Origin of the sequence: Thermaerobacter composti (genome assembly GCF_033582035.1) — a bacterium.
Classification (GTDB): Bacteria; Bacillota; Sulfobacillia; order Thermaerobacterales; family Thermaerobacteraceae; genus Thermaerobacter; species Thermaerobacter composti.
The window spans coordinates 1,469,974-1,495,933 of record NZ_CP132508.1 but is presented as its reverse complement, the minus strand read 5'-3'; the positions used below and the strand labels follow the sequence as shown (position 1 = coordinate 1,495,933).

The 25,960-nt window shown below is 66.0% G+C and carries 29 protein-coding genes; 28 read left to right on the top strand and 1 reads right to left on the bottom strand.

Annotated features, from left to right (window positions below):
• Positions 1 to 597: 597 nt before the first annotated feature.
• From Q5761_RS06040 to Q5761_RS05915, 26 genes are all read left to right on the top strand, one after another.
• A complete protein-coding gene (locus tag Q5761_RS06040; protein ID WP_318751563.1) occupies positions 598 to 1,089 on the top strand; it encodes a hypothetical protein in 492 nt (163 codons plus the stop codon).
• Positions 1,070 to 2,407, top strand: a complete 1,338-nt coding sequence (locus tag Q5761_RS06035) for a terminase large subunit domain-containing protein (protein ID WP_318751562.1) — start codon at positions 1,070 to 1,072, stop codon at positions 2,405 to 2,407. Before Q5761_RS06040 ends, Q5761_RS06035 begins: the two co-directional genes overlap by 20 nt.
• Positions 2,404 to 3,888, top strand: a complete 1,485-nt coding sequence (locus Q5761_RS06030; RefSeq protein WP_318751561.1) for a phage portal protein — start codon at positions 2,404 to 2,406, stop codon at positions 3,886 to 3,888. Before Q5761_RS06035 ends, Q5761_RS06030 begins: the two co-directional genes overlap by 4 nt.
• Positions 3,889 to 3,891: 3 nt before the next feature.
• Complete coding sequence (locus Q5761_RS06025) at positions 3,892 to 5,424, top strand: hypothetical protein (RefSeq protein ID WP_318751560.1); 1,533 nt, start codon at positions 3,892 to 3,894, stop codon at positions 5,422 to 5,424.
• The gene (locus tag Q5761_RS06020; RefSeq protein WP_318751559.1) at positions 5,394 to 5,729 is read left to right on the top strand and encodes a hypothetical protein; all 336 of its coding nucleotides are present in this window, start codon (positions 5,394 to 5,396) and stop codon (positions 5,727 to 5,729) included. The genes Q5761_RS06025 and Q5761_RS06020 overlap by 31 nt, the downstream gene beginning before the upstream one ends.
• A gap of 82 nt (positions 5,730 to 5,811) precedes the next feature.
• On the top strand, positions 5,812 to 6,045 hold the full coding sequence (locus tag Q5761_RS06015; RefSeq protein WP_318751558.1) for a hypothetical protein: 234 nt from the start codon (positions 5,812 to 5,814) through the stop codon (positions 6,043 to 6,045).
• A complete protein-coding gene (locus tag Q5761_RS06010; protein WP_318751557.1) occupies positions 6,042 to 6,230 on the top strand; it encodes a hypothetical protein in 189 nt (62 codons plus the stop codon). Before Q5761_RS06015 ends, Q5761_RS06010 begins: the two co-directional genes overlap by 4 nt.
• A gap of 54 nt (positions 6,231 to 6,284) precedes the next feature.
• On the top strand, positions 6,285 to 7,823 hold the full coding sequence (locus tag Q5761_RS06005) for a transcriptional regulator (protein WP_318751556.1): 1,539 nt from the start codon (positions 6,285 to 6,287) through the stop codon (positions 7,821 to 7,823).
• A gap of 17 nt (positions 7,824 to 7,840) precedes the next feature.
• Complete coding sequence (locus Q5761_RS06000; protein ID WP_318751555.1) at positions 7,841 to 8,188, top strand: DUF2190 family protein; 348 nt, start codon at positions 7,841 to 7,843, stop codon at positions 8,186 to 8,188.
• A gap of 15 nt (positions 8,189 to 8,203) precedes the next feature.
• Entirely contained in the window at positions 8,204 to 9,253 is a 1,050-nt protein-coding gene (locus Q5761_RS05995) for a hypothetical protein (protein WP_318751554.1), read from the top strand.
• A gap of 285 nt (positions 9,254 to 9,538) precedes the next feature.
• Positions 9,539 to 9,907 (top strand): hypothetical protein, encoded by a 369-nt coding sequence (locus Q5761_RS05990; protein ID WP_318751553.1) that lies wholly within the window; start codon positions 9,539 to 9,541, stop codon positions 9,905 to 9,907.
• Positions 9,904 to 10,269, top strand: coding sequence for a hypothetical protein (locus tag Q5761_RS05985; protein WP_318751552.1), 366 nt, complete (start codon positions 9,904 to 9,906; stop codon positions 10,267 to 10,269). The genes Q5761_RS05990 and Q5761_RS05985 overlap by 4 nt, the downstream gene beginning before the upstream one ends.
• The gene (locus Q5761_RS05980; protein WP_318751551.1) at positions 10,269 to 10,607 is read left to right on the top strand and encodes a hypothetical protein; all 339 of its coding nucleotides are present in this window, start codon (positions 10,269 to 10,271) and stop codon (positions 10,605 to 10,607) included. The genes Q5761_RS05985 and Q5761_RS05980 overlap by 1 nt, the downstream gene beginning before the upstream one ends.
• A gap of 62 nt (positions 10,608 to 10,669) precedes the next feature.
• The gene (locus tag Q5761_RS05975) at positions 10,670 to 11,074 is read left to right on the top strand and encodes a hypothetical protein (RefSeq protein ID WP_318751550.1); all 405 of its coding nucleotides are present in this window, start codon (positions 10,670 to 10,672) and stop codon (positions 11,072 to 11,074) included.
• Positions 11,075 to 11,080: 6 nt separating this feature from the next.
• Positions 11,081 to 11,686, top strand: a complete 606-nt coding sequence (locus Q5761_RS05970; RefSeq protein ID WP_318751549.1) for a hypothetical protein — start codon at positions 11,081 to 11,083, stop codon at positions 11,684 to 11,686.
• A gap of 11 nt (positions 11,687 to 11,697) precedes the next feature.
• Positions 11,698 to 12,105 (top strand): hypothetical protein, encoded by a 408-nt coding sequence (locus tag Q5761_RS05965; RefSeq protein WP_318751548.1) that lies wholly within the window; start codon positions 11,698 to 11,700, stop codon positions 12,103 to 12,105.
• Complete coding sequence (locus Q5761_RS05960) at positions 12,092 to 12,292, top strand: hypothetical protein (RefSeq protein WP_318751547.1); 201 nt, start codon at positions 12,092 to 12,094, stop codon at positions 12,290 to 12,292. Before Q5761_RS05965 ends, Q5761_RS05960 begins: the two co-directional genes overlap by 14 nt.
• Positions 12,293 to 12,307: 15 nt before the next feature.
• Positions 12,308 to 14,854 (top strand): phage tail tape measure protein, encoded by a 2,547-nt coding sequence (locus Q5761_RS05955; RefSeq protein WP_318751546.1) that lies wholly within the window; start codon positions 12,308 to 12,310, stop codon positions 14,852 to 14,854.
• Positions 14,842 to 16,311, top strand: coding sequence for a distal tail protein Dit (locus Q5761_RS05950; protein WP_318751545.1), 1,470 nt, complete (start codon positions 14,842 to 14,844; stop codon positions 16,309 to 16,311). The genes Q5761_RS05955 and Q5761_RS05950 overlap by 13 nt, the downstream gene beginning before the upstream one ends.
• On the top strand, positions 16,311 to 17,924 hold the full coding sequence (locus Q5761_RS05945) for a phage tail spike protein (protein ID WP_318751544.1): 1,614 nt from the start codon (positions 16,311 to 16,313) through the stop codon (positions 17,922 to 17,924). Before Q5761_RS05950 ends, Q5761_RS05945 begins: the two co-directional genes overlap by 1 nt.
• A 13-nt stretch (positions 17,925 to 17,937) precedes the next feature.
• Positions 17,938 to 18,132 carry a hypothetical protein gene (locus Q5761_RS05940; RefSeq protein WP_318751543.1) on the top strand — a complete coding sequence of 65 codons (195 nt, stop codon included), beginning with the start codon at positions 17,938 to 17,940 and terminating at the stop codon, positions 18,130 to 18,132.
• Complete coding sequence (locus Q5761_RS05935; RefSeq protein WP_318751542.1) at positions 18,116 to 18,943, top strand: hypothetical protein; 828 nt, start codon at positions 18,116 to 18,118, stop codon at positions 18,941 to 18,943. Before Q5761_RS05940 ends, Q5761_RS05935 begins: the two co-directional genes overlap by 17 nt.
• 15 nt (positions 18,944 to 18,958) lie before the next feature.
• Entirely contained in the window at positions 18,959 to 20,845 is a 1,887-nt protein-coding gene (locus Q5761_RS05930) for a hypothetical protein (protein ID WP_318751541.1), read from the top strand.
• Between the two features lie 14 nt (positions 20,846 to 20,859).
• Positions 20,860 to 21,132, top strand: a complete 273-nt coding sequence (locus tag Q5761_RS05925) for a hypothetical protein (protein WP_318751540.1) — start codon at positions 20,860 to 20,862, stop codon at positions 21,130 to 21,132.
• Between the two features lie 145 nt (positions 21,133 to 21,277).
• Positions 21,278 to 21,718, top strand: a complete 441-nt coding sequence (locus Q5761_RS05920; RefSeq protein WP_318751539.1) for a phage holin family protein — start codon at positions 21,278 to 21,280, stop codon at positions 21,716 to 21,718.
• On the top strand, positions 21,711 to 22,400 hold the full coding sequence (locus tag Q5761_RS05915; RefSeq protein WP_318751538.1) for an N-acetylmuramoyl-L-alanine amidase: 690 nt from the start codon (positions 21,711 to 21,713) through the stop codon (positions 22,398 to 22,400). Before Q5761_RS05920 ends, Q5761_RS05915 begins: the two co-directional genes overlap by 8 nt.
• Positions 22,401 to 23,399: 999 nt before the next feature.
• Here the strand turns inward: Q5761_RS05915 and Q5761_RS05910 are convergent.
• Positions 23,400 to 24,035 (bottom strand): SHOCT domain-containing protein, encoded by a 636-nt coding sequence (locus Q5761_RS05910; protein WP_318751537.1) that lies wholly within the window; start codon positions 24,033 to 24,035, stop codon positions 23,400 to 23,402.
• A 533-nt stretch (positions 24,036 to 24,568) separates the two neighbouring features.
• Here Q5761_RS05910 and Q5761_RS05905 point away from each other — a divergent pair.
• Positions 24,569 to 24,898, top strand: coding sequence for an S-layer homology domain-containing protein (locus Q5761_RS05905; RefSeq protein WP_318751536.1), 330 nt, complete (start codon positions 24,569 to 24,571; stop codon positions 24,896 to 24,898).
• Between the two features lie 187 nt (positions 24,899 to 25,085).
• Positions 25,086 to 25,571 carry a MerR family transcriptional regulator gene (locus Q5761_RS05900; protein ID WP_318751535.1) on the top strand — a complete coding sequence of 162 codons (486 nt, stop codon included), beginning with the start codon at positions 25,086 to 25,088 and terminating at the stop codon, positions 25,569 to 25,571.
• The last annotated feature ends 389 nt before the right edge of the window (positions 25,572 to 25,960 follow it).

Below are 25,960 nucleotides of genomic sequence, written 5' to 3'. Positions count from 1 at the left end.
GCTGTCGCCAACGCCGCGACTTTTGGAGCTTCTCTACTTCCCGAAGTCCTGCATCAGTCAGACGGTACAGAGCCCTTCTTTCCCAAACGATGAGCCCTTTGTCCTGGAGGCGATAGAATGCCTGGTCTAGCTGTTGTCCTCGTTCGGTAGATTCGACATCCACGAGAGGCCGGCGCGAAACGCGGTGCAAAAGGACGCCGTAGTGGCGATCTAGGGTGGGATGGCTGTAAATGGCGCAACCGTCGCCTCGGATGCCCAGAGCCAAGAGGACCTCGGCCTCCTCGGGCGATAACGTAGGCGACGACTCTGACCGTTTGGCTAGGTAGGACTCTATGCGCCGGATTCCGAGTCGTCCGAGCTCGGTGAGAACGCCGCCGATAACCATCAAAGACACTTGCTCGACCCACTTGTCCATGGCACTTCAGCCCCCCAGAAAAACTTACCAAACATTGGGGTGGGTGCATGGATCAATTGAACCCCACCAGCCCGCTGTAACTTTGTCGCCCACGCCGCGGCTATGTAGTGGAGGGGCTGTTAGGCTGATCACCCTGATCAGCTGATCAGCTACCCGATCACCTGGGCGGGAGGTGACCGCCTATGCCGGCGGGATACTCCTCCCGGTGCAAGATCTGCAATCACCCGCGCCGCGCCGCGATCGAGCAGTGGCACCTGGACGGCGCGAGCTTCCGGGAGATCCAGCGCCGGCTGGAGGGGACCGTCTCGTTCGCTGCCGTCCGGAACCACTTCGTTGAGCACTTCAATGTCCGGGAGGAAGCCTTCCTCCAGTGGGAGGCCAGCCAGCAGCAACTCGAGCAGGCTGGCGCGAAGCGCGTGTCCGACATCCAGCTCATCGACCAGGTCATCGAGCGGAGCGCCAAGCTTAATGCCGCCGCGGCCAGCCGGATCCAGGAGTACATGGAGCGGAACGAGAAGCCGCCGAAGGCGCTGGTCGATCTCTACGGTGTCACGGCCGCCGAGCTCCGCCAGCACGCCAAGGCGAAGCAGGAGCTGCTGGGCGAGACCCCGGCCGACGATTTGGCCGAGGTGCTGATGCGGCTGGTGGGCGAGGATGATCCTGCTGACCCATGAGCAGCGACAGCGGCTGGAGCGGGTCATGGACCGGGCCCGGCGGGACCGGGCGTACTTCGCCAAGGTCTTCTTCGGGCTCGACCTCTCGCCCAAGCAGGTGCAGGCCCTCGAGCTCGGCGGGCGGGTTCAGGTGAAGGTGGCCGGCCGGCGCTTCGGCAAGTCCACCATCACCCTGGTGGACGTCGTGCACCAGCTCGTCACGCACCGCCGGCACGTCTGGTACGTGACCGCGCCGTCCATCGACCAGGCCAAGATCTACTTCACCGAGCTCGAGCAGCGGGCGGGGCAGAACCCGCTCCTGGCCCGGCTGCTCAAGGGACCGATCAAGTGGAGCCCCTTCCCGGAGGCGACGTTCATCACCGGCTCGCAGCTGCTCGGACGGTCGACGGCCCGCGATGGCGTCTACCTCCGTGGCAAGGGCGCCAACGGCGTCGCCATCACGGAGGCGGCCTTCGTCAAGGACAAGGTGTACCAGGACGTGATCCGGGCCATGGTCTTGGACCGCAAGGGCAGCCTGCGCCTCGAGACGACGCCGAACGGGATGAACTACGTCTACACGCTCTACCAGCAGGGCCTCGAGGACCCGACGGGTTACTACCGCAGCTTCCATGCCACGATCTACGACAACCCGCGGATCGACGCGGACGACATCGAGCGCACTCGTCGCGAGGTGCCGGAGTTGGTCTGGCGGACCGAGTTCCTGGCCGAATTCGTGGAGGACAACACGGCCGTCTTCCCCTGGTCGCTGCTCGTGGAGCTGTTCGACGACTACGCCCCGGCGAGCGGGCCCAAGAACGGTCACCGCTACACCATCGGCGTCGACCTGGCGAAGTACCAGGACTACACCGTGATCCTCGTCCTGGACGTCACGAAGCCGCCCTACCGGCTGGCGGAGTGGCACCGCTACCAGGGTCGCCTGTACGCCGACGTGATCGCCCACGTCAACGAGCTGCAGGCGAAGTACAACGCCCGGGTGTTGCTCGACGCCACCGGCGTGGGCGAGCCCGTGGCGGAGCAGATCCGGAATTGCGAAGCCTTCGTCTTCAGCGAGCGGGCCCGGGCCGAGCTGGTCAGCAACCTGGTCGTCCTGGCCCAGCAGAAGAAGCTGCGACTGCCGGCGTCGTGGACCGCGTTGCGAGACGAGCTGCGGTACTTCCGGAACGTGCGGCACGGCCAGCGGGTGAAGCCCGAGGCCACGGGCGGCTATCACGACGACACCGTGATGGCCCTGGCCCTCGCCTGCTGGCCGCTCAAGGCGGGCCGGGAACCGCTCCCGGAATCCGTCCGGAGCCTCTTCAGGGGGGCGTCGCTGGTATGAGCAGGCTTTCGATTCTCCGGCGCCGCCCCTCGTGGTGGCGCCGGTTGCTCGGCGGCGAGATCAGCATCCTACGGGCTGGTGGGTTCGTCGCGTCGCCATACTTCACGCCGTACACGCTCGATTCCAGCCGGGTCGACTACGGCCTGGCGCGGGCTTTGTACCGCAACACCGACGACCGGTACAAGCTCGGCGCGGGGTTCTGCCGCCCGATCATCAACACGACGGCCGGCTTCATGGGAACACCGCACTTCACCCATCCGGATCCGGACGCCGACCAGGCTCTCGAGGCGGTCTTTAGCCGGTGGACGGGCAAGGTGTTCCGGATCAACCGCAACGCCCTTCGGGACGGGGACGTGTTTGCCAGGATCCTACGGGTCGCCCCCCGGTTCGGACGGGGCGAAGGGGACTGGGAGCTACGCCTGATCCCACCCGAGTGGGTCACGCCGGTGGTCGACCCCATCACCGGGGGCTGGCAGCAGCTCATCATCCGCTACCCGGGCGTGGTGACCGACGACCGGGGCCAGGTGATCCAGCGGTACACCGTGACCGAGATCCTGACGCCCAAGACCCGGACCATCGAAGCCGACAGCCGGGCCCCGGCCGACGTCCAGGCGCAGAACACGACGGAGCCGAACCCCTGGGGGTTCATCCCGGTCGTGCACTTCAAGAACGAGGCGGAGGAGACCGAGCTTTACGGTGCCTCGGACCTTGAGCCGGTGGAGCCCTTCGTCAAGGCGTACCACGATGTCATGCTGTTTGCGGTTCAGGGGTCGCGGCTGTTCTCCCGGCCCAAGGCGAAGTTCAAGCTCAAGGACGTCCAGCGGTTCCTGAGCGACAACTTCTCCGCGGAGGAGGTCCGCTCGGGCCGGCTGCGGTTCGCGGACAAGGAGATCTTCCTGCTGCAAGAGGGCGACGACGCGGCCTTCATCACCGCGGACAGCGGCCTTGAGGGCATCACCACGCTGTTGAAGTTCCTGTTCTTCTGCATCGTCGACGTGTCCGAGACGCCGGAGTTCGCCTTCGGCACCGCGGTCAGCAGCAGCAAGGCCTCCGTCAGCGAGCAGATGGTGCCCCTGGCCCGCAAGATCCGCCGGAAGCGGGGCCAGTTCGAGGAGCCGTACGGCGAGCTGGCGTCCATGTTCCTGGCGATGTGGTCCACGATCGAGGGCCGCAAGCTTGATACCTACCAGGCGGACATCGGCTGGGAGGAGATCAGCCCCAGGGACGACTCGGAAGTCGCAACCACGGTCAAGACGCTCGTCGAGGGCCTGGCCCAGGCGGTCGAGAGCGGCCTGATGTCGCAGGACGCCGCGGCCGAGTTCCTGCGCGAGTTCGTCCCGACGATGCTCCCCTGGGTGGACCCCGACGCCGACGACGACGAGCGCCGGCGGGTGACCCGGACGATGCTGCTCCTGCGCCGGCTGGAGGACGGTCAGGGACTCGACGCGGCCGGCGGCTCCGACGAGGACGAGGAGTTGTAAGCGGTGGCCGTCCTCAGCGGCGGGGATTGGCGTCGGGGCTTGCCGGACCCCGAATGGCGGGCGTACATCCTCCGGGCCCGCGAGCGGTTCTTGAAGGGGGAGGCCGCAACGACGGCCGAGGTCCGGCGGCTCTACCGCCGGGTGGCCCGGCAGGTCCGCCGGGACCTTGAGGCCGTGGCGTCGGGCACCTTGCAGCAGCATCACCTGCGGGCCCTGGAGCGCCTGCTGGACCGCCGGGCGCGGGAACTCAACGACCAGCTGCTGAAGGCGATCACGGCAGGGATTGAGCTCTCCGTCCGCGAAGCCACCCGCGGGGCCGAGCAACTGGCCCTGGACGTGCTTTCGCCGGTTTACGAACCGCCGGCCGTCCGGCGCATGTTTGCCGCGATCAACGAGCGGGCCGTGTTGGCTCTGCTCAGCCGGACCCGTGGCGACGGCTTGCGGCTGTCCAACCGCGTTTGGCGGATTGCCGAGCGAGCGCGGAACGCGGTCCGGCGCATCGTCGAGGACGGCGTCACGCGGGGCCAGGATGCTCGGGTTCTGGCCCGGCAGGTGCAGCGATACCTGCAGCCCGGAGTGCGGACCGCCCTGAAGCCGGAAACACGCCGCCGCCTGCGGGTGCCGAAGGATCTCTCCATGGAAGCCTTGCGGCTGGCGGTGACCGAGGTCAACACCGCGTTCCACGAGGGCACGATCCTGGCGCAGCGGGCGATCCCGTCCTATCTCGGGGTGTACTGGCGGCTCTCGGCGAGCCACCCCGTGCCCGACGTCTGCGACCGTTACGCGGCAAACAACGGCAACGGGTTCTGGCCGAAGGGCGAAGAGCCCGAACGGCCCCACCCGTGGTGCAGGTGCGTCGTGGTGCCCGCGCACGAAGATCCCGATGCGTTCGTCCAGCGTCTTCGGGCATGGCTGCGGGACCCGCAGAGCCAGCCGGACCTGGAGGCGTGGTACACTGGAGTCCGGGAGTTTCTTCCGCGACCGCCCCTGATCACGGGTGGGAGTGGTGGGGGCCGGCTGCTGGATCTTCTGATCGACCAGATCATCAGCGGCCAGCGGCTCGTCACGAGCACCACGATCGGCTTCCTTCGGCAGGAAGCCGCGCAAGCGGGGTTCAACACCGCCCCCGCGGAGCGAGCTGGTGGGCGTCTTGCAGGATTGCAGTGGCAGGGACGCATCATTCGAAGCCACGACCTCTTGCCGTCTGACGCAGCGCACTATCTCCGGCACGTGGTGGTGCAACAGGAATGGCCGCCGGGGACAAGTCTCGATGAGTACGTCGACGACTTGCGGGCGGTTATTCTGGACCCAGGGTCAGGCGTCTTCGTGAACGTGTATGGAGGCGTGTTCCGGCAGCTTGGCTTCGTCGGCCGGTCCCGCAAGCAGGGGCCGGAAGGGGCGCCGTGGACGATCGTTGAATATCGTGCGGGATTTGGCCATTGGGTGACGGGCTACCAGTCGACGTGGAACAAGATCGTCCAAAACCCGCAAAGGAGTGCTCTCCAATGGCTGAAGAAGCCGAGCGGATCGCCCTGAGAAACTTGCGGGGATGGCTCGACGAACTTGAGATGAATGCTGCGGACTGGGAGACCCTTCATCCCGTGACACAGTACGCCTTCGTCGTCGAATGGCATGACCAGTTCCTTGCGGATGTGGAGGATCTCGTTCGGGCCTACCGGGAGGGCCGTCTGACCACCGGCGAACGGCGGGTGTTCGAACAGAACATGAATCGCCTGGCCTCGTTGAAAGACAAGGCCTTGGCTATTGACCTGGCGTGGCCCGAGTGGCTCGACGAGTTTTTGACCGGCTACCTGCAGCAGGCCGCAGCGGCTGGCGACTGACCGCCCACGAGGCGGAAGACAGGCTACACCAAGCACCAGGCGCCGGGGCCCATCCCGGCGCCTTCGTTTCGGAGGTGGGAACGTGCGGGGCCTGCCGGGCGACGTGTTGCCGAAGGGCATGGAGCCACCGCCGGTGCCCTCGGGCCAGGAGCCGCTGACGCTCGCGGAGATGAACTACGCCGGCATGATCCGCGAGGCCCTGGCGACCCTACCGTTCGGCGTGAAGCTGCATTCCTGCGAGGTTCGGGAGCGGGCCGGGACGGACCCGGAGGTTCTGCTGCATCTGACGGTCCACCGGAGGGGGGAGGCCCCATGAGCGGACACATCCGCCAGTACAGCCCGCAGAGCCAAACCTGGGTGCCGCGGGGCGTGGACGGCAAGTTTGCACCCAAGGTCTTCCCGCAGCCGCAGCCGACGCAGCAGCCGACCCTGCGGATCCACCCGGAGCGCAGCGCCGACCCGCCCAAGGTGTTGTCGCAGACCACCAGGACATACCGCTAGCCGCCGGCCAGTTCGCGCCGGCGGTTTTCGCTTGGTCGGAAAGGGGGTGAGGCCATGGCGCTGCGGATCGCCCGTGACAGGACCAGCAACCGGCCCTGGGGCGACGTGGATAAGTCGGCGATCTGGCAGCGGCTGAAGCGGGCCCTCCAGGAGCAGGAGGAAGGCGCCGCGGCGGCCGTGCGCGAGATGTACGCCGTCGTCAAGGCGGAGGTGAACGCCGACCTGACGCAGGCCGACTGCTGGGGGCCGCACCACGAGATCCAGGGAGACACGCTGGTGCTCAACCGCAACGGCGTGATCGCCGCGGCTCAGGCGCTCGCCGGTGCCCGGGCGGAGCCGAACCTAACGCCCGAGCAGCGCCGGACCGCGGCCCGGCACCTCCTCCGGCACTACCGGGAACTCGAGTTGGAGCCGCCAGAGTCCTTGCGCGAAGCGGCCGGGCAGGGTGCCGAGGGGGAAACGGTCCGCCTGTCGGCGATGGTGTCGGGGGAAATCCGGGTTGAGGACGTGCCGCTGGCGCCTTGGGTGGACCTGGAGGCCCTGAAGGCGGGCGACCCGGACCCGCTCGAAGTCGTCGTCGAGATCCCGGCGGGCCGCTCGAAGCGCGGCTGGGTCTACACGCCCCAAGCCTTGCAGCAGATCGTTGGCGAGGTCATGAGCCAGGGGCTGCCGGGCTTCCTGGGGCATCAGAAGCCGGAGGACGTCGACCACGAGTTCCCCGAGCCGGTGACGCACTGGGTGGGGGCCCTCTGGCGTGACGGCAAGGCCTACATCCGCGGCGTGATCGACCCCGCGGCGGACAAGCTCAAGCGGTGGCTTCGGGCCAAGGCGGTGCGAACCGTCAGCATCTTCGGCGTACCCACCCTGCGGCAGGTGGGCGGGGAGACGCACGTCGTGGACTACAAGCCGCTGAGCATCGACTGGACGCCGTTGGGGCGGGCCGGGATGCCGACGGCCGTGGTCGCCATGGGCGAGATGGACGCGATCACGGCGCCGGCGGTGCAGCCGGCGGAGCCAAAGGAAGGAGGCAACGGCATGGGTGTTCAGGATCTGCTGGCGGAGCTGCGGAAGCATCGGCCCTCTGTGGCCCAGATCGCCGGGGAGATGGGCTGGAAGGCCGAGGACGTGGTCCGCGAGCTCGGCGTGAAGCTGGAGGACGTGGCACCGGTCCTGGCCGGCGAGCAGTGGTCGAGGCTGCAGGCGGCCGAGAAGGCCGTTGGCGAGATGGCCCGGCTGGTCGGGATGGAAGGGGCCGACCCTGACCGGGTTGTGAAACGGGTCCAGCAGGCACTCGAGGCGGAGCAGGCCGCCCGTCAGGCTCAGCGGGAGCAGCTGCTCGAGAAGGTGGTAGGCGAGATGGTTCCGCTCCAGGCGGCCCGCCCGCTGGTACGCCGGCTCGTGGAGCCCCGCCTTGACGAGAACGCCGACGAAGCCGCGATCCGCAAGGCCGTCGGTGAGATGCTCCAACAGGACGATGTCCGCCAGGCCCTTGAGGCCGGATTCGCCGGGTGGGTACCGCCGAATGTACCAGGCCCCGACGGGGGCGGCCGACCGCCGCGTAACGGGCTCGTGGTTCGGCGGGTTCGGATCTGACGGGAGGGGAGCCATCCATGGCGCGCAAGGTCAGCGACGGCCGTTCGGTCAAGGTGACGGTGCCTGCCGGCACCGGGACGGTGCAGGCCAACACGTTCGCCGAGGTGGCCGGATTCTTCGGCCTGGCGGTCAACACCGCTGCCGAGGGCGAGCAGGTGGTCCTGCTCATCGAGCAGGCCGAGTACGAGACCTCGCAGATCAACGCGGCGGACGCCTTCGCCGTGGGCGACGCCGTGTACTGGGACGCCGCGAACAAGGTCTTGACGACCAGCGACGGAGCCGGTGCGAACCGGCGCGTCGGTCGTGTGACGCAGGCGAAGGACGCGAACAACGTGATCTGGTTCGTCTTCGAGCCGCTGGCCTGATGGAGGGGAGAACCGATGGCCTACCAGGTGATCAGCCTTGAGACGCTGCGGGCCGAGCGCCGGAGGCAGACCGTCGAGGAGCAGGTGCCGTACATCGCGCCCGGCGGGCGGCTCGAGCACGTGACGAAGCGGATCGTCCACGGCGAGATGGAGGTCTACGACCTCGAACGGCCCGTCGGCGAGATGATCACCACGGCGAGCGGCCTGACGCAGCTCGTCCAGAAGGTCGTCCTCGACCTGGAACTCGGCCGCGAGCAGGTGCCGCTCCTCTACACGCCGATCTACCGGCGCCGGGAGAACCGGAACTTCCCGCAGCACATCGAGATCCGGCCCTTCGTCGGTGCCCGGGTGGTGTTCCTCGAGCACCTCGAAGGGGAGGAAGTCAAGTTCGGCGACATGAAGGTCGGCCCGGCGGCCACGGTACCGATCGTGACCTACGCGGCCGGCTTCGAGTGGACGGAGGATGTCGTCGAGTACTCGCAGGACTGGTCGGTCGCCGAGCTCTCGCGGGCGATGGGGGAGGCGTACAACGCGCTCCTCAACCACCTGCACCTCGGCCCGATCGTGAGTTACAACTACCCCGCGAAGAACAAGACGGCGGCGTCCACGGAGGGGAACACCTACCTCGAGAAGCTCCGGAACACGATCATCCAGGGGCTCAAGGACGCCTCGCAGGACAAGGACGCCGACACGGGATCCCCGCGCCGGCCGACGGTGCTCTTGGCCCACTCCAGCCGGCAGTGGGACATCGAGCAGGCCCTGCAGCGGCAGCAGATCGGCGGGACCATCTACCCGCAGATCAGCCAGATCAACACGCTCATCTTCTACGACGGGTACTCCGTGACGGTGGGCGAGAAGACCTACGCCTACCCCGGCGTCGACCCGGGCAAGGCGTACCTCATCGACCCCAGCCGCTACTTCGTCGAGCTCGTCAAGCACGACCTGATCGTCGATGCCGGCCAGGCGGACGTCAAGCGCCTGATCCAGGGTGCCATCGTTGGGCGGGCCCGGCGCGGCGTGGTCTGCTCGCCGGAGAAGGCGGTGCAGGAACTGGCGCTGCCCTAGGGTAGAGGCCTGGGCAAAGCGACGCCGGGCGTGAGGGGGATGTGAAGATGGCAAAGGCCACGACCGCCCGCTGCGCTGACTGCGCCCATTACCCGTGGGCGCCCGGTGCCGAACCCGACCTTCTACCGGCCCACCCCTGCCACCCGGCACTCCCCTGGCAGCGGTGGACGGGAGCCACGCGGGACATGAAACGGGACTGCCCGCACTTCCGGCCGGCCAGGCCCGGATCGGACCGGGCGGCACGGCGGTCGCGCAGCGTGGTGGAGGGCAGCGAGGTGACGCGCCGTGACGCCGGCGCCTGAGCTGCGGGCCAAACTGCGACGCCTGATCGACGAGGTCATCCCGCTCGGCGGTTCGGACCAGAACACGCGGTTCACCGACGAGGAGCTTGACGAGGTCCTGGAGGCCGCCGGCTCCATCGAGGAAGCCGCGGCCGAGTGCTGGGAGCGGAAGGCGGCGCGGGCGATGTCGGAGCGCGGAGGCCTTGAGGAGTCCCGCGCAGGCGACGAGACGCACCGGTTCGTCTCGTTGAAGGAGTACCGCGACCACTGCCTGGCGATGGCCGAGCGGTTCCGGGCCCGGGCGCCGCAGGTCGGTTCCCGCCTGCTGGCCTTTGAGCCGCCGGACGTGCTGGGGACGGGGGCGATCCAATGAGCACGCTGAAGGCCCTGCGGGGCGCCCACGCCCGGCTGATCGCCGAGAACCCGGTGCAGGTGACGGTGACGCGCACCACCTCCACGCGGAAGGAAACGGGGGGACGGTCCAAGCAGGAGACCGTCCTCCCGGCTTTTACGGGCCGACTCGTGCCGCGGAACCTTCAGCCGGAGGCGACGCAGACCGAGGCGGGCACCCAGCGGGTGTTCGACTGGCTGCTTTTGGCCCCGCACGACGCCGACCTCAAAGCGACCGACCGGCTCGAGGCGGACGGGCGGACGTTCCGCGTGGTGCGGGTCATCGAGCGGAAGCTGGGCGGCGAGGTCTTCGCCAAGCAGGCGACGCTGGAGGAGGTCCAGTGATGCCCGAGGGGCTGGGGCGGGTCCTCCGCAACCTCGACGCATGGCATTTGCGCCAGCGGGCGGCGACCATCGCCCTGGCGCAAAACTGGGCCGGCCGCATGGAAGCCCACATGAAGCGCGAGGCGCCCTGGGAAGACCGGACGGGCAACGCGCGGAACGGCCTGTTCGCCGGCGCCAGCTTCGATGGGCACACCGTCCGCATCCGGCTGGGACACACCGTCCACTACGGCGTCTATCTCGAACTCGCCAACGAGGGCCGCTACGCGATCATCGGCCCGACACGGCGCAAGTTCGAGGCCGACCTCAAGCGGTCCTTCGAGGAGCTGTGGCGAGGATAGGCTGTCGCGGCGCTACACGCGAGCGCAAGGCCGGGTGGGGATCGGAACGAGGAGTGGAAGGCATGATCCGCCGGGCCGTGATCGCCCGTCTCCGCGACAACGTGCCGAGCCTGCAGGGGCGCGTCTACCAGGCGTTCCTGGTCGACGCCCGAAAGGAGCCGCGACCCTATGCCACGGTCAAGATCGTGCCGGGCACGGCCAGTACGCGGATCAGCTATGCCGGCCACGACGAGATCGAGGTCAGGGTCTACGGAGACATGACGGACTGGACCGAGCTCGACGCGGTGGTCGAGGAAGTGATCCGGGCGCTCAACGGCCGCGACGTCGAGGACCCCGAGACGGGCCAACGATACGAAGTGGCCTGGATCCCGGGCGTGAACGACTTTACCGATGTCGGCCGGCCGGGAGAACAGCTCATGGCCCGCCTGGTTCGGTTCCGGGCTGCGTCGCTGTATGAGAGGGGGTAACGTTGTATGCCGACGCTTCCGCAGGCCAAGACGGGGTATCTCAAGGGCGTTCGCGGGCTTGTCCTGACCCCGCTCAACCCGGACGGTTCGATGCCCGCGAGCCCCACGCGGCACGGCATCAAGACGGCGCAGAGCGCGTCGGTCGAGCCGGAAACCGTCGAGGGCGAGTCCGGGGAACTTCGTGGGGGCGACCGGGTCCTCGCCCGGTTCGAGGAGCACGACGTGGTGGTCGGAGTCAACATCACCCTGACCGATGCCCGGATGGACGCGCAGGCCGCCCAGATCATCGCCGGCGGGCAGCTGCTCACGCAAGACGACGGGGCGGGCAATCAGCAGGTCATCGGCTACGTGGCGCCCACCATCGAGGAGCAGGCCCAGCGGACGCCGTTCCAGGCCGAACTGTACGTGGCGAACTTCAACAAGTCCGGCGGCGTGGACGGGTTCATCAAGTACACCTTCCCCTTCTGCATCGGCTACGCTCCGTCCATCGAACACCAGGACCAGGAGTGGGGGACCCCGGAGTTCGAGATCCGGGCCCGCGAGAACCCGGCCACGGGCGAGTCCTACTGCCGGTGGGAGTTCGTCGAGCAGCTGCCGGCGGAGCTGCAGTGAGGTGAACCCGCATGGATGAGGACCGGGTCATCACGCTGGAGGAGATCCGGCAGCGGGCCCGTGGGGAGATCGTCGACCTGCCAGACTGGGATGGGCAGGGCACGATCCGGGTGCGCCTCCGCAAGGTCGACCTGACGCCCGTGATCCTGCAGCACAACTTCCTGCCGAACGCGCTGAAGGTGAAGGTGCAGGAGGCCTTCGAGGGCAAGCCCCCGCGGCCGGCTCCGGCGCCGGAGGTGGACCTCGACTTGCACAAGCTCATGCCGGCCCTCGACGCCATTGCGAAGGAGGCCCTGGTCGAGCCGACCTACGAGCAGATCACCGAGATCCTGCCACTGACGTTGACGCAGAAGCTCGCCATCCTGGAGTGGGTGACGAAGGACCTCAAGGCGCTGGAGTCCTTTCGTGGAGAATCCTGACGCCTTCGTCGAGCTGGTGGCGACGGCCAAGGCCTTCGGGCTGCGGCCGTCGTCGCTTCTTTCCGGCCTGTCCGGCTACGAGGCCTACTGTTTCGACGTGGCCGCGGCCCTGGCCCTCGCCTACCTCGAGCAGGGCAAGCAACCGGCGGTCGACGCCCGCGTCTGGCTGGGCGGGCCGCGCTCCTGAAAGGGGGGCCTTGGCGTGGCGGAAAACCTCGGCAGTATCTATTCGGAGATCCGCCTGCGGCTCGACCGCTTGCAGACGGACATCGCCAAGGCCAAGGCCCAGCTGCAAGCCGCCGGGGGCGTTATCGACAACCTGGCGAACGAGACGGCCACCAAGTTCCAGGACCGGATGAAGAACGTCTCGGACACGATCCGGGACGTCGGCATGGGGATGACCGGCGCCGGCCTGGCGATCGCTGGCGGGCTTGGTCTGGCGATCCGCACCACGGCCAACTTCGACAAGGAGATGAGCCGGGTCAAGGCGCTGGCGGGCGCCACCGACGCCGAGTTCCAGCGTCTCCGGCAGACGGCTATCGACCTCGGCGCGAAGACGGTCTACAGCGCCAGCGAGGCCGCCCAGGGCATGACCGTGCTGGCCGCGGCGGGGTTCAATACGAACCAGATCATCGACGCGATGCCCGGCCTACTGAATGCGGCCGCTGCGAGCGGCGAGGACTTCGCGGCGGTCACCGACATCATGGTCGCCGCGATGAGCGGATTCGGCCTTCAGGCGAAGGACATGACGCACATTGCCGACGTCCTCGCTGCGGCGGCCAACGCCTCGTCGATCTCCATCAGCGACCTCGGCTACACGTTCAAGTACGTCGCCCCGGTGGCCCGCTCGGCGGGGCAGAGCCTCGAGCAGATGGCGGCCGCGGCGGCCATCCTGGGGAACGCCGGCATCAAGGCGGACCAGGCCGGGACGACGCTCCGCATGGCCCTGATCCGCCTCGCGAAGCCGCCGAAGGAAGCCAAGAAGTGGCTGGACCGGCTAGGCATCTCCGTGACCGATGCACAGGGGCGGATGCTGCCGCTAAGCCAGATCATCGCCCAGCTGTCCACGAAGTTCCGCGGCTTGAGCCAGGAGCAGCAGCTGGCGGCTGCGTCGGCCATCTTCGGGGCCGAGGCGATGAGCGGCATGATGGCCCTGATCAAGGCCGGGCCGGAGCCGCTTGAGCAACTGACCCGCGAGTTCCAGAAGGCCGACGGCACGGCGCAGCACATGGCCGAGACGATGATGGACAACCTCCCGGGGGCCGTCGAGCAGCTCATGGGCGCCCTGGAGAGTGCGGCCATCAACATCGGCGACCATCTCGTCCCCACCGTGCAGCGGCTGACCGGGCTCGTGACGGGGCTTGTCGAGCGATTCAACGCGCTGCCGGCCCCCTTGCAGCGCCTTATCGCCATCAGCGGTGCCGCCGCGGCCGGGCTCCTCCTTCTGGTCGGCCCCATGCTGATGCTCCTCGCCGCCCTGCCGTCCATTGCAGCCGGCTGGACCGCCATGTCGACGGCGATCGGCGGCGTGCTGCCGGTTTTGGCCCCCATTGCGGGCGTCTTGATGGGGCTCGTCGGGATCGCCTTCCTCCTCTACAAGGCCTGGCAGACGAACTTCGGCGGGATCCGGGACCTCACGCTGCAGCTGTGGTCGCAGGTGGTGGCCAAGTTCCGCGAGGCCTGGGCAGTGATCGCACCCACGGTGGCCAGCCTCGTGAGCTACATCACCGAGCGGTGGCGGGCGATCCAGCCGGCCCTCCAGCCGGTGATGCAGTGGCTCGAAGCAATCTTCCGCTTCGTGTTCGAGACCATCGCGAGCACGGTGCGGTACTACCTGTCGGCCGCCGTCAACATCATCACCGGCGTCGTGAGGGCTATCACCGGCATCATCAAGTTCTTCGCGGCCATCCTCACGGGCGACTGGCGCGGCGCCTGGGAGGCGGTCAAGCAGATCGTCAGCGGCGCCCTACAGGCCTTGTGGGGCTTCTTCCAGCTCTGGATCGTCGGGCGAATTACGGGTCTGCTGGGCCAGTACCTGGGCCAGTGGATCGGGCGGTTCCAGGGCTTCGCGTCCAACACGCTGGGTACGATCCGGAACTGGGCATCTAACATCCTCGGCCGAATCGCCAGCTGGGGCACCGGCGTCACCAGCCGCGTCGCCGGCGCCATGTCCAGCATGGCCGGCACCGTCGGCCGGTGGCTGGGTCGCATCGTGGCGGACTTCGGCCGGTTTGTCTGGAACTCGATCAGCCGCGTGGCCAGCCTGGGCAGCCGGCTCTACAACATCGGCCGGCAGATCGTCCAGGGCCTGTGGCGCGGCATCGCCAGCCTGGGCGGCTGGTTGAAGAACCAGGTCACCGGCTGGGCGAAGCGCGTGGTGCCAGGGCCTATTGCGGACCTTCTCGGGATCCGTTCGCCGTCCAGGCTCATGATCGAGTACGGTGAGAGCATTGCCGAGGGCCTTGCGCAGGGCCTCCGCCGGGCCAGCGACCTTGTGCGGGTCGCGAGCGATCATCTCGCTGGCTTGACCGTGATGGCCATGCCTGCCCCAGCCCTTCATACCGGCGTTGCGACCGCGGCCGCCGGTGTTCGTAGGCAGACGGTGAATCAGAACGCGCCCTTCGTGGTGATCGAGAACCTGACGGTGCGGAATGATCGCGACCTACGGGACTTCCGGCGCATGATGGAGGAGATGCAGCGCGAGTACACGCGCGCGCTGCGTGCGGAGGGGATGCTATGGCCGTCGTGACGGGGATCAGCCCGGCCAACGCGCCGGGCTTCACGTTTGACGGAGTTCACTCCAGCACATTCGACGTGTACCTGCTCCGCTCCCCGTTCCCCCTGCTGCCAGAGACGGCTGATCGGCATCAGGAGGTGCCGGGCCGTCACGGTGTGTGGGACTACGGCTTCCGGTTCGAGGGGCGGAAAATCGAGCTGGAGTGCTTCGTCATCGCCAGCTCGGAGGCGGACCTACGTGCCAAGGTTCGCGCCATTGCCGCCTGGCTGGACCCCTCCAAGGGGGAGCGGGAGCTGGTGCTGGACACCGAGTCGGATAAGACGTACATGGCCCGCGTGTCCGGCTCCATCGACGTGGACATGGTGGCCCGTCATGGCCGGTTCACCATCCCCTTCTTCGCCTCGGACCCCTTCGCCTATGGGCCAGAACGCACGCTGGCGATCAACGGGGAGACCATCGTCACCGCTCAGGGGACGGCGGAGGCGTGGCCGGTGATTACGGTCAACGTCCAGGCGCCCATCACGTACCTGCTGGTTGCGACCCCGGACAAGTACGTGCTGCTGGGGCGCCCCGAGGGCGTCGAGGAGACCCCGGTCCCGAAGGAGCAGAAGGTGCTCGTGGACGGGCTGGACACGACGACCGGCTGGATCGGCGCTACGCAGGTGGACGGCGGGGCGGTGACCGGCTCCCTTGTCAGCACCGGTACCCATTTCGAGCCGTCGTCCTACGGCTCCGGTTCGGGCTGGCACGGCCCGGCCCTGAAAAAAAGCGTGGCTGGCGGCCCGATTCAGGACTTTCGGGTCACGGTGTTCGTGCAGCTCTCCAACAGCAAGCAGAGCGTGGGCCGAGCTGAGCTGTACCTGCTCGATGTCAACAACGCCATCTTCGGGAAGATCGCGCTCAAGGACACGCACTCCGGGGTCAAGGACATGTGGGGCGAGGCCCGGGCTGGCGCCCTGTCGGGCGGGTATTACTTCGTCCAGCCCACCCACGGCGCGAAGGCCGGGGTCTGGAACGACTTCGACGGTCTCATCCGCATCGGGCGGATCGGCAACAGGTGGCACGCCTATTTCGCCATGGTGGACAAGACCACGGGCAAGCACCACACCCGTCTGTACCGGGAATGGGTCGACAGCATGAACCAGTACATGAACCCACTCGCCCAGGTGCAGCTACATGCGGGCGCCTATAGCACCCATCAGCCCATGACCGTCCGCTTTTGGACGGTGGTCGTCGAGAAGATCAACCCCTTGGGCACGGCAGAGGTGCCGTACATCGCCGACGCGGGGGACATCATCGAGATCGACTGCGAGCGCCATGCGGTGTACCTGAACGGTGAACCACGTCTCGACCTGCTGGACCCCGGCAGCGAGTTCTTTAGCCTTCAGCCGGGGCAGCCGGTCGCCATTGGCGTGGCCCCGGAAGGGGCAGTCAGCGTACAGCTCTCGTACCGAGAGCGGTGGTTGTGATGCAGGTGATGGTTCTCGACCGCTACGAAACCGTGAGGGCCGTCCTGGGCGACGGCCCTTCTGCTTGCCCGTTGCTGGAGGACACGTACAAGGAGACGCTGGAGAACGCGGCCGTCACCTATGAGTTCGCCGTGCCCGCGGACCACCCCGATGCCCAGGCCATCGAGCCGGAAGGGTATGTCCTGCTCAAGGACCTGGACGGCAACCTCCTGCAGCTCCGCATCAAGATCGTCGAGGACGACGTGGACGCGGAGGAGGGGCGGCGGATTCGCAGGGTTACCTGCGAGAACGCTGCCTTGGAGCTGAACGGGGCCATTGTCCGGCCGCAGACCTGGACGTGGATCACGGCCGAGCAGGCCCTGACGAACGCCCTGGCGGGCACCCGGTGGCAGCCGGGCGTGGTGGAGTGGGCGGGCCTCAAGACCATCCAAATCGAGGAGTACCAGACGGTCACGGCCACGCTCCACCAGATCGCCTCCGAGTTCGGCGGTGAGCTGCGCTGGCGGGTTGAATGGAGGGACGGCCGCATCGTGGGCCGCTACGTTGACATGCTGAAGCGGCGGGGCCGCGTGACGGGGAAGCGATTCGAGTACCGACAGGACATCCGGGGCCTCAAGCGCGTGGAGGACACGACCGAGCTGGTCACGGCGATGATCGGCCTCGGAAAGAGCGACGACAAGGGACAGCGGCTGACCTTTGCCAGCGTGGAGTGGTCCCGGTCCAAGGGCGACCCCGTGGACAAGCCCTTGGGCCAGGACTGGGTGGGCGACCCGGATGCCTTGGAGCGGTGGGGCCTGCCCGGTGGCCGCCACTTGTTCGGTGTGTTCGAGGACTCGGAGGAGGACAACCCCGAAGAGCTGCTGCAAAAAACTTGGGACGCCCTGCAGCAGCGCATTCAGGGGCGCTTCACCTACGAGGTGGAGGTGGCGGTCCTGGAGCACATTGCAGGGCTGGAGCACGAGGCCGTCCGGCTCGGAGACACGGTGACGATCCACGATGCCAGCGTGGACCCGCCGATGGCCCTCGAGGCCCGGGTCATCGAGATTGAACGGAGCTACACCGACCCGAGCCGCGACAAGGTGACCCTGGGGCAGTACCGGCAGCTTGTCATCACGCTGCCCAAGGTTGTGGCGGAGCTGCAGAAGCGCCTCAACGCGAAGCAGGGTGAGTGGGACGCCAAACAGGCCTCGGTCCACCAGGGGCCGACCCCGCCCGATAACCCCGCCGACGGGCAGCTCTGGCTTGATACGTCGCAGACGCCCAACGTCTGGCGGCGGTGGGATGGCCCGGGCAACCAGTGGGTGCGAGCCACGCCGACGGAGGCGGCGGAGGTGAAGGCCGAAACGCCCGAGGGCGCCCAGCAGAAGGCCGATCAGGCGAGGGAGGATGCCAAGCAGGCGGTAGCCTCCGGCGAGGTGCCACTGCCAGTTGGTGCCCTGGTCGGGCAAATCACCTCGGAGCAAATCGCCAATGCGGTCATCCTGGCCCAGCACCTGGCCCAGCAGGTAATTCAGGGCCAGCACATCGCGCCCGGCGCCATCACGGGTGACAAGCTCGCCATCGGTTCCATCACGGAAAACAAAATGCGCTGGAGCACCCACCTGCTCTACTGAGGGGGATCAGGGGGTGTGGTGGCTCGTGCAGCGGAAGAAGGTCGGCACCTGCGCGTACTGCGGTGAAGACCTGTATACCGGAGAGGAAGCCCGCCAGCTTGTGGCGGGCTTCGTCCACGAGCGGTGCTGGGAGCGGTACGTAGCGGAGATCGTGCCCAACCAGCGGGTTCGGCTGAAGGAGGTCCCACAGGATGGCAGCGGCGAGTAAGACGACCGCCCGGCGGCGAGCCGCCACGGCGGAGGAGGTCCGCCAGATCGTCCGGGAGGTCCTTCAGGATGAACTTCAGTCCCTGCTGAAGGACATCAGCTACCGGATTCAGGTCCTGGCGAACGAGGCCGCCAACGCGGGACGGGTGTCTTCGCACCACCTGAACCTGAGCCAGCACATCCTGGACGGCTACACCTTCACGAATAACAGCCCGTCGGCAGGCTACGTGTCGTGGGCGGACTGTCACGTCGTCTACAAGGGGACGGACTACACCATCACCGACGGCAACACGAACAAGAAGTACATCTACTGGACCCTGACCACGCCGACCCAGTTTCAGACGAGCGACACGAAGCCCACGCTGGGGCCGGATGACGTGCTGGTGGGGATCAACGACAACGGGACCTTCAACCTGATGATGGCCCCGGGGAAGATGATCCACGGCGCGGGCGTGGTGGGCGGCTCGATCAGCGGGAGCGAGATTGCCAGCGCAGCCATTGCAGCCTCGCACATCCTGGATGGCGCTGTGACCGGGGTCAAGATTGCCTCCGGCGCGGTCGGAAGTACGCAGCTTGCCAACGGTGCGGTGACAAGCACGAAGATCGCCAACGGAGCGGTCGGCAACTCCCAACTGGCAACCAACGCGGTGGCGTCCGGGAACATCCAGAACGGCGCGGTGACCGGCAGCAAGATCGCGTCCGGTGCCGTGGGGAGCACCCAGCTTGCCGACGGCGCCGTGACCGGGCCGAAGATCGGTGCAGGCGCGGTGGCGACGAACAAGCTGAACCTGGCGACCCACCTGCTCTACTAAGGGGGATTCGCCGACATGCCGATGCAGGTGTTCGACAACGATCCCCAGCCCGGCTACATCCGCTGGGCTGGGGTTCATATTGTCTACAAGGGTGTGGACTACGCCGTTCAAGATGGCTACACGAACAAGAAGTACGTGTGGTGGGACTACGACTACCCGAACGTCTTCCAGACTTCGGACACCTACCCGACGGGCCTGACCGACGACGACGTGATTGTGTTCCTGAACAAGAACGGTATCCACCTGACCGTTCCCACCACGACGGTAGTGGACGGCTCGCTGATCGTCCCTGAGTCGATCCTGGCGAACGCCATTGCCGCGAACACGATCACAGGGGACAAGCTTGTTGCCGGGGCGATCTCTGGCCGGGAAATTGCAGCCGACGCAGTGGGTGCAGCCGCTATTGCGGCTGGGGCCGTTTTGGCCGAACACATTGCTGCGGACGCCGTGACATCGACGCACATCCTCGCCGGATCGATCCTCGCTGAACACATCGCGGCGAATGCGATTCAGACGAACCACATCGCCACAGGCGCTGTGACCGCCCAGAAGATCGCCGCCGGGTCCATCACGACGAGCCACATCTCGACGAGTGGGCTGGACGCCTCGGTGATTAAGACCGGCACGATGCTCTTCAACCGCGTCCGGGGCGGCACGGCGGAACTCGGTGGGAGCGGGAACGGGAATGGCCTGCTGATCGTGCGGGATGCGTCGGGCAACGAGAGGGCACGGCTCGATAATGCGGGCGTCACGGTAGTCGACGCGAATTTCCTTCTGCGCGAAAGCCGATCGAACACGCTTCAGTCCATCGTTGCCACGACGAACCTTGTGAACGACCATAGCTTTGAGATGATCCCGCGCAAGGGTAATGCCGATGCGTATCAGACATTTGAAGTCGACGAGACGTATTTGGGTAACATCTACTGGTGGCAACCGTTGCCAAGCCCGAACAAGACTGTGAACCCTCGGGTCCTTTCGACGTATGGCACAGACGCCCCGCAGATGGCGCTCTTCGATTTCCAGGCCGTCGTTGTGAGGGGAACCAACCAGTATATCTGGAGGCAGTACGTACCGATCGACCACGCGGCTGGTCTGGCGGGGCCGTACACCGTTTCAGCCCATTGTGCTGCTTATGGCGCAACCACAACCAACACGACGGTCTACGTCGATGTTTATGCTGTAGACGCCACGTTTTCTCATATTGCACTGCTTGGATGGGCGACAATCCCAATCACGGCGAGCGAGAAGTTTAAGTGGAGGCGTGGTTTTACAACGTTCCGCAATCTCCCGTCTGGGACGAGTTTCCTTGAGATTCAGATCTATAGCAGCAACGATGTGCCGGTCCTGTGTGACGGCGTGCAGCTCGTGGTGGCCCCATACCCCGTGGTCTATGATCCTGAATCGGCCCTGTGGCGTCATGCCCGGAACCTGGCCGGGTACGTGAACGTCGAAGCGGTTGATATCCCACCGTCCGTCCGTCTTCAGCGACTTAATGGCCAGAGTATTCCAACAAGTACTGTCACGCCAATCGTCTGGGAAGGCCGTCAACCTGGGTATAATTCGGCAGGTATGTGGAACCCCAACCAATCCGACAAGAGCCAGATTTACATCCCTAGCGGCGGTAAGTACATGATCGTTGCAAACATTCGGTGGGAAACCAACACCAACGGGTTCCGCATGGTGGGGATTTACAAGAGAGATGGAAGCCCCATTGCGAAGACCCAGGTCTCTGCGGCCTATTCAGGAAACAGCGCCACCACGTCTTTGCAAGTCAGCACGATCTACAATTTCAACCCTGGCGACTGGTTCCAAATCATGGCCTGGCAGAACAGTGGCAGCACGCTCAACATTTCCCCCGAAGGTGAGGCAACGCACGTTACGGTCTACAAGATTGGGGCGTAAGGAGGCTTGACCCCATGGCTTATGTCCGCCTCGATGCTGGGGGTGGAGGCGGGGGATCGACCCGCCGCCGGACCCCTTCGCGTTCGACGATCCGGTACGTCGACACGATCCCCGAGGACATCGCCGCCATCGACGGCCTAGCCCGGAAGGTGGCGATGCTGCTGCTGGTGGGCGTGGCGCACCTGGCCGACCTGGCAGCGTATGAGTATGGGGCGAAGGGGGTGGCGCTGTGGCGCGGGGGCCTTGAGGACCCGCAGCTTTGGACCATGCTGGTCCGCCACGCCTAAACCGGTAGGCGGTGTACCCGAAGATGGGGGTTGAGGCCTCCAACTCCCCCAAGCGTACCCCCCATCCCTGGAGCGGAGGTCTTCCCGGGATCGCCAGCGGCGGTCCCGGTTTTCTTTTGCCGGAGCCGGAAAGGAGGGGTGCCAGGTGAACGAGACGGGCTTCAAGGGGGCCATCACCCTGGTGGGGACCATGGGGACCTACCTGCTGGGGGGCTGGGACACGGTGCTGGAAGTCTTGCTGATCGTGACCGCACTCGATGTGCTGATGGGCCTCCTGGCAGCTGCGGTGAACCGCGACCTGGACTCGCGGGAGATGTGGCGGGGTGGCGTCCGAAAGGTCGGGATGTTCGCCATCATCGCCCTGGCCGCGCAGCTTGACCGCGTGATGCCGATCGGGGAGGCGCTGTTTCAGACCACGGACCCCGTGCTGCGAACGGCGACGGTCTGGTTCTTCCTCGCCCACGAGGGCCTGTCGGTCATCGAGAACGCCGGGAAGGCCGGCCTCCCGGTCCCGGAGGGGCTCCAGGTCTTCCTGCGCCAGCTGAAAGAACGCGGTGGCGCGAAGGAGGGATACCCCGATGCCTAAGGTCTACCTGAGCCCGTCGGTCCAGGAGCACAACGTGGGTGTGGGCGATTACGGCACTGAGGAGCAGCGGATGCAGGTCATCGGCGCACTGGTCGAGACCTACCTGCGGGCCAACGGTTTCGACGTGCGGCGCAACCGGCCGGAGATGAGCCTGAAGGACATCATCATCGACAGCAACCGCTACCAGCCGGACGCGCACGTGGCGATTCACTCCAACGCCGGGGGCGGGGAAGGAACGGAGGCTTGGTATTACCCTGGCTCGGAGCAGGGCAGGAAACTGGCCCAGGCCGTTTATGACGAGGTGGCCCCCCTGAGCCCCGGCAAGGACCGGGGCCTGAAAACGTCTTCGGTCTTTGCAGAGCTGCGGAGCACCGTCGCGCCGGCCGTAATCCTTGAGGTCGGCTTCCACGACAACCCGGCGGACGCAGCCTGGATCATGTCCCAGCCCCGGCAGATTGCCAAGGCCATCGCCCGCGGCATCTGCCGCTACTTCGGCAAGGCATTCAAGGATCCGGACACTCCGGCACCAGCGAAGCCTGGAGGGGGGTCTGGGACTCCCGGGAAGGGGGTGGTCTACCGGGTTCAAATCGGGGCGTTCAAGAACCGGGCGAATGCGGAAGCGCTGGCGGCAAAGGCCCGCAAGGCGGGCTTCGAGGTGTGGATTGATGCGGTGCAAAGCTAAGCACACAGGATGTGCCGGGGCGGCACCTGGGCTGCTGGTCCAGATGCCGCCCCGTGTTTCTTTTCCCCCTAGACGCCGATTCGTGGGACAGCGTAGAGCAGAAGGAGCCCTAGCTGACCGGATCCTCCTTCTTCTGGTTTAGGACCCTTTGCTTCGCGGCAATGCGTGGCGGTAAAATGGTAGCCCAAGTAGTAGGCAGGATGGCTAACGACCGTCCGTGCACCACAGGGTAAGTCTTCGCGGCCCTACCCTGTGGCTTTTATTGTGATTGCTCGGATTGTTCTGGCGGAGGCGGTTCGAGGCCGCACTCTGACTGGAGCATATACACGAGTTCGTTCAGCATCGCCCGGATGTGCTTGTAGTCCTGGAGGCTAATACCGTAACTTTGCGCTCTTGTTCTGGCGATGTGTTGCATAAGGGGATTGTGCGAGAGATCGTCGAAGAACACGATGTCTGCGAATCGGAGATATGACCGAAGCTCACCCACGAGTGCCCAGGCGTCGGCACAACGCTGGGCATGGACGTACTGGTTGTGGAGCCATAAGATCGACGTAACGGCGAGGACAAGGAGCAGGACCGTCGTGGCAGCCTCTCTCACTTTGGTCATTGCTGCAACCCCCCTTGAACCAGCATGGTGTCGGGATTTCCGGCACGATCAGTCTGATAGAAGGGGCTATTGCCATGGGTTCGGCGCATTCGGTCGACCCCATAACCTGCCGAGCCTTCGGTTGGCCACATCACTGACGGGAAGAAATGCAGCCAGGCGATTGCCTCCACGGGTATTGAGAACGAAAGGGGGCCGCCCGTCCGAGCGGCCGCCTTCCAGGTTCAAAGGAAAACTAACCCTGATCCAGACCAAAGGTCATGGCTTCCGAAATCCACATGAGTGCAGCGAAAGCGATGCCTCCTCCTACTCCCAGCGAGACCAGGGAAAGCACGGTGTAGAGGGTCACGATCAGCGAGAAGAGCTTGGACCTCATTCCCGCCATTGCCACCGCCTCATGGTCCCAAGAGCTGTTTCTTCTTTGCCTCGAATTCATCCCGCGTCAGGAAGCCCCGTTCCACGAGGTCGGCCAGTTTCGCCAGCTCGTCCGCCGTGCTCGTCGTGGCCGTTGGATGGGGCATTGGTGCAGCCTGCTCTCGGTACTGCTCGATCAATTCCTTTGCTCGGAGGAACGCTTCTTCCTGGTCCTTGGTGAACATCACGGTGTTTTCGTCTTTCGCGGCGTCGAAGATACTATAGCTCTTGCTCTCGGTGCTACCGGAGTACGCAATCTGGAGGTAACCGCTGAAGACCGTTCCCGCCCGCTTTAGCTGGACGGCTGTAATACTTTTGATCGCGATTTCCTTGTTGCCGCGATGGCCCTGCAAAATCCCGCGGCGGACGATCACCACCTTCTTCGGAGTGACAACCAACTCGCCATTAGCGCCGACCGCCCGGAATGCGCCCTCTGGGTCGATGCCGAGTGCCGCAATGGCCGCCTTCTCACGTTCTTCCTGCTTCCGGCGTTCCTCCTCCTCCCGCTCACGCTTCTTTCGTTCGTGCTCGGCCTGCCGGCGTCGACCTTCCTCCTCTAGATCCTTGAGGTACTTGCCGACCTTTTGCAGAAAACCGGGTCCGCTCGTACTTGCCAACCGTGCCACCCCCACGTGTTGTGCGGATCCGGCGGGCTGGTAGACTGAGGGAAGCGCCCAGCCTCGTTCCAGTTCTGATGATAGCCCAGCGGCTCCATCGCAGGCACCTAGTCGCTTTCAATGGCCTACTCGTCGTCCTTACCCTGCGTCTGGGGCCCGCACCCCGGCGACGGCGGGCCGTCGAGCCGGCTTCATGGCGTCGCCTCCCCAGAATGGCGTAACATGGCATGTTTTACCACGGCCGCCACTCCCGCCACTGGCCGGGTCGTTACAATCATGTTACGGTGCGCTGGCCCGATCGTCGCTAAGGCCCAATCGCCCGATGGCGGGCGGGGAACCCTACGCCGGGGGAAACGGCCGAACCACAGGGCACCCCACCCCCCAAGGCCGGCGCAACCTGTGCCGGCCTTGTCTCTGCAAGTGGGTAGAGCCATGAGGGAATGGCCCCCCGTTGAGCGTTCCGACAAGATCGGTTTCATGCCCACCCGCAGCAGCCCGTTATTCCTAGCCGCTGGTGAGATGCCGCTGGTGAGATGTCCGTTGCCCGAGGCGTGGTGGAGCGGGCCGGGTTGGCGTGGTGGGCGGTTGGGCCGGCGGCGGTACCGAAGTCGGCCTCGAAACCCGGCCCCGCGGCAGTGTCCCAGCCGGCACCCAATTCGGTCCCGTTCCCCGACATGCTGGCGGATCACCGCGCAGCCGGGGACATCCTCTGGGCGCCGCGGGCGGGCGCGGTCCGTGGGTTTGAGGATGGTACCTTCCGACCGAGCGAGCCCCTGACCCGGGCGGACGGGGTCGTGATGATCCGGCGGGCCGTGGAGTGGGTCGTGCGGGAGATCCAGCGGGCGCTGGACGCGAATGGGTAACACCTCGGATCGGTTGCTGTTCGAGGTTTGGTCACGGGCACGTTCCTTACCACTTAAATGAGCATGCGTTTGCGTTGGTGGGCAGGTCATACGGCCTGCCCCCTTTATCTTTCTGGATGCTTGTCTAATACACTCGACTAGGCTATAATGCCAAACGGAGCCAGCTTCCTGGGAGGAGGGGAGTGGGGTGCCGCGAGTGATCGTCGGTTTCTCGGGCCCGCAGGCGGCGAAGATCACCGGGGTCAACTACAAGACCCTGGACTACTGGGCTCGGACCGGGCTGATAAAGCCGTCGATCCGGGACGCCAGCGGGACCGGGACTCGACGAATCTACTCACTGATCGACCTGGTGGCCCTGAAAACCGTTTCGATTCTCAGAGAAAGGGGGCTGAGCCTGCAAAAGCTGCGGCGGGCTGTTGAGAGGTTGCGAGAGCTGGCTCCGGACGGCGTTACCAATAGCGAGGTTCTTGCCCGGCACTATCTCGTTACGGACGGAAACGATGTCTACGTCGTCGAATCGCCGGATGTTCTGTTGAGCCTGCTCCAGGGCGGGCAGCTTGTGCTGGCGCTCTGGCTTGGCAAGATGGCCAGCAACATCATCGAAGCCGCGAAGAGAGAAACACCTGCGATCGGAAACATGGACCAACTCGAAACCATCGCCAAGGCGGGGTGACGGCCATGGGGCAGACACGATACGGGGCCCCTTGCCGGGGCCCATAAGGTGGCAACCGCTACCTGATCGGCCGGCGGTGCCCGTACGATGGGGCTTTGCAGAAATCTGCAAGTTGGCAGCCCCATTGTACGGCGGCCGATGGGCCCTGGCAAGGGTCGAACCTCGCAACGGAGGTGAGGCCCTATGGGCCCGAAGCGTACTGACAAGGACGTCCGCCGGCCGGCGGACGAAGGAGAGATTATCTTCCGACCCTGGTTCCGCACGCGGAACGGTCGGATTGTGCGGGCCAGCGAGTACGGGAAGAAGTGCTGGCCCATCCGCATTCGCCGTAAGCGCAGCTAAGGACCAACGGACCGAGCCTAGCGCCGGGGCTCGGTCTGTTGTTTTCC

What these genes read in the sequence shown, in the direction of transcription:
- Q5761_RS05995 (WP_318751554.1), top strand. Translation starts at nt 8,204, where the DNA reads ATGGCCTACCAGGTGATCAGCCTTGAGACGCTGCGGGCCGAGCGCCGG.
- Q5761_RS05965 (WP_318751548.1), top strand. Translation starts at nt 11,698, where the DNA reads ATGGATGAGGACCGGGTCATCACGCTGGAGGAGATCCGGCAGCGGGCC.
- Q5761_RS05935 (WP_318751542.1), top strand. Translation starts at nt 18,116, where the DNA reads ATGGCAGCGGCGAGTAAGACGACCGCCCGGCGGCGAGCCGCCACGGCG.
- Q5761_RS05930 (WP_318751541.1), top strand. Translation starts at nt 18,959, where the DNA reads ATGCCGATGCAGGTGTTCGACAACGATCCCCAGCCCGGCTACATCCGC.
- Q5761_RS05945 (WP_318751544.1), top strand. Translation starts at nt 16,311, where the DNA reads ATGCAGGTGATGGTTCTCGACCGCTACGAAACCGTGAGGGCCGTCCTG.
- Q5761_RS05980 (WP_318751551.1), top strand. Translation starts at nt 10,269, where the DNA reads ATGCCCGAGGGGCTGGGGCGGGTCCTCCGCAACCTCGACGCATGGCAT.
- Q5761_RS05950 (WP_318751545.1), top strand. Translation starts at nt 14,842, where the DNA reads ATGGCCGTCGTGACGGGGATCAGCCCGGCCAACGCGCCGGGCTTCACG.
- Q5761_RS06035 (WP_318751562.1), top strand. Translation starts at nt 1,070, where the DNA reads ATGATCCTGCTGACCCATGAGCAGCGACAGCGGCTGGAGCGGGTCATG.
- Q5761_RS05985 (WP_318751552.1), top strand. Translation starts at nt 9,904, where the DNA reads ATGAGCACGCTGAAGGCCCTGCGGGGCGCCCACGCCCGGCTGATCGCC.
- Q5761_RS06040 (WP_318751563.1), top strand. Translation starts at nt 598, where the DNA reads ATGCCGGCGGGATACTCCTCCCGGTGCAAGATCTGCAATCACCCGCGC.
- Q5761_RS06005 (WP_318751556.1), top strand. Translation starts at nt 6,285, where the DNA reads ATGGCGCTGCGGATCGCCCGTGACAGGACCAGCAACCGGCCCTGGGGC.
- Q5761_RS05905 (WP_318751536.1), top strand. Translation starts at nt 24,569, where the DNA reads ATGTCCGTTGCCCGAGGCGTGGTGGAGCGGGCCGGGTTGGCGTGGTGG.
- Q5761_RS05975 (WP_318751550.1), top strand. Translation starts at nt 10,670, where the DNA reads ATGATCCGCCGGGCCGTGATCGCCCGTCTCCGCGACAACGTGCCGAGC.
- Q5761_RS06010 (WP_318751557.1), top strand. Translation starts at nt 6,042, where the DNA reads ATGAGCGGACACATCCGCCAGTACAGCCCGCAGAGCCAAACCTGGGTG.
- Q5761_RS06020 (WP_318751559.1), top strand. Translation starts at nt 5,394, where the DNA reads ATGGCTGAAGAAGCCGAGCGGATCGCCCTGAGAAACTTGCGGGGATGG.
- Q5761_RS05970 (WP_318751549.1), top strand. Translation starts at nt 11,081, where the DNA reads ATGCCGACGCTTCCGCAGGCCAAGACGGGGTATCTCAAGGGCGTTCGC.
- Q5761_RS06000 (WP_318751555.1), top strand. Translation starts at nt 7,841, where the DNA reads ATGGCGCGCAAGGTCAGCGACGGCCGTTCGGTCAAGGTGACGGTGCCT.
- Q5761_RS05925 (WP_318751540.1), top strand. Translation starts at nt 20,860, where the DNA reads ATGGCTTATGTCCGCCTCGATGCTGGGGGTGGAGGCGGGGGATCGACC.
- Q5761_RS05915 (WP_318751538.1), top strand. Translation starts at nt 21,711, where the DNA reads ATGCCTAAGGTCTACCTGAGCCCGTCGGTCCAGGAGCACAACGTGGGT.
- Q5761_RS06030 (WP_318751561.1), top strand. Translation starts at nt 2,404, where the DNA reads ATGAGCAGGCTTTCGATTCTCCGGCGCCGCCCCTCGTGGTGGCGCCGG.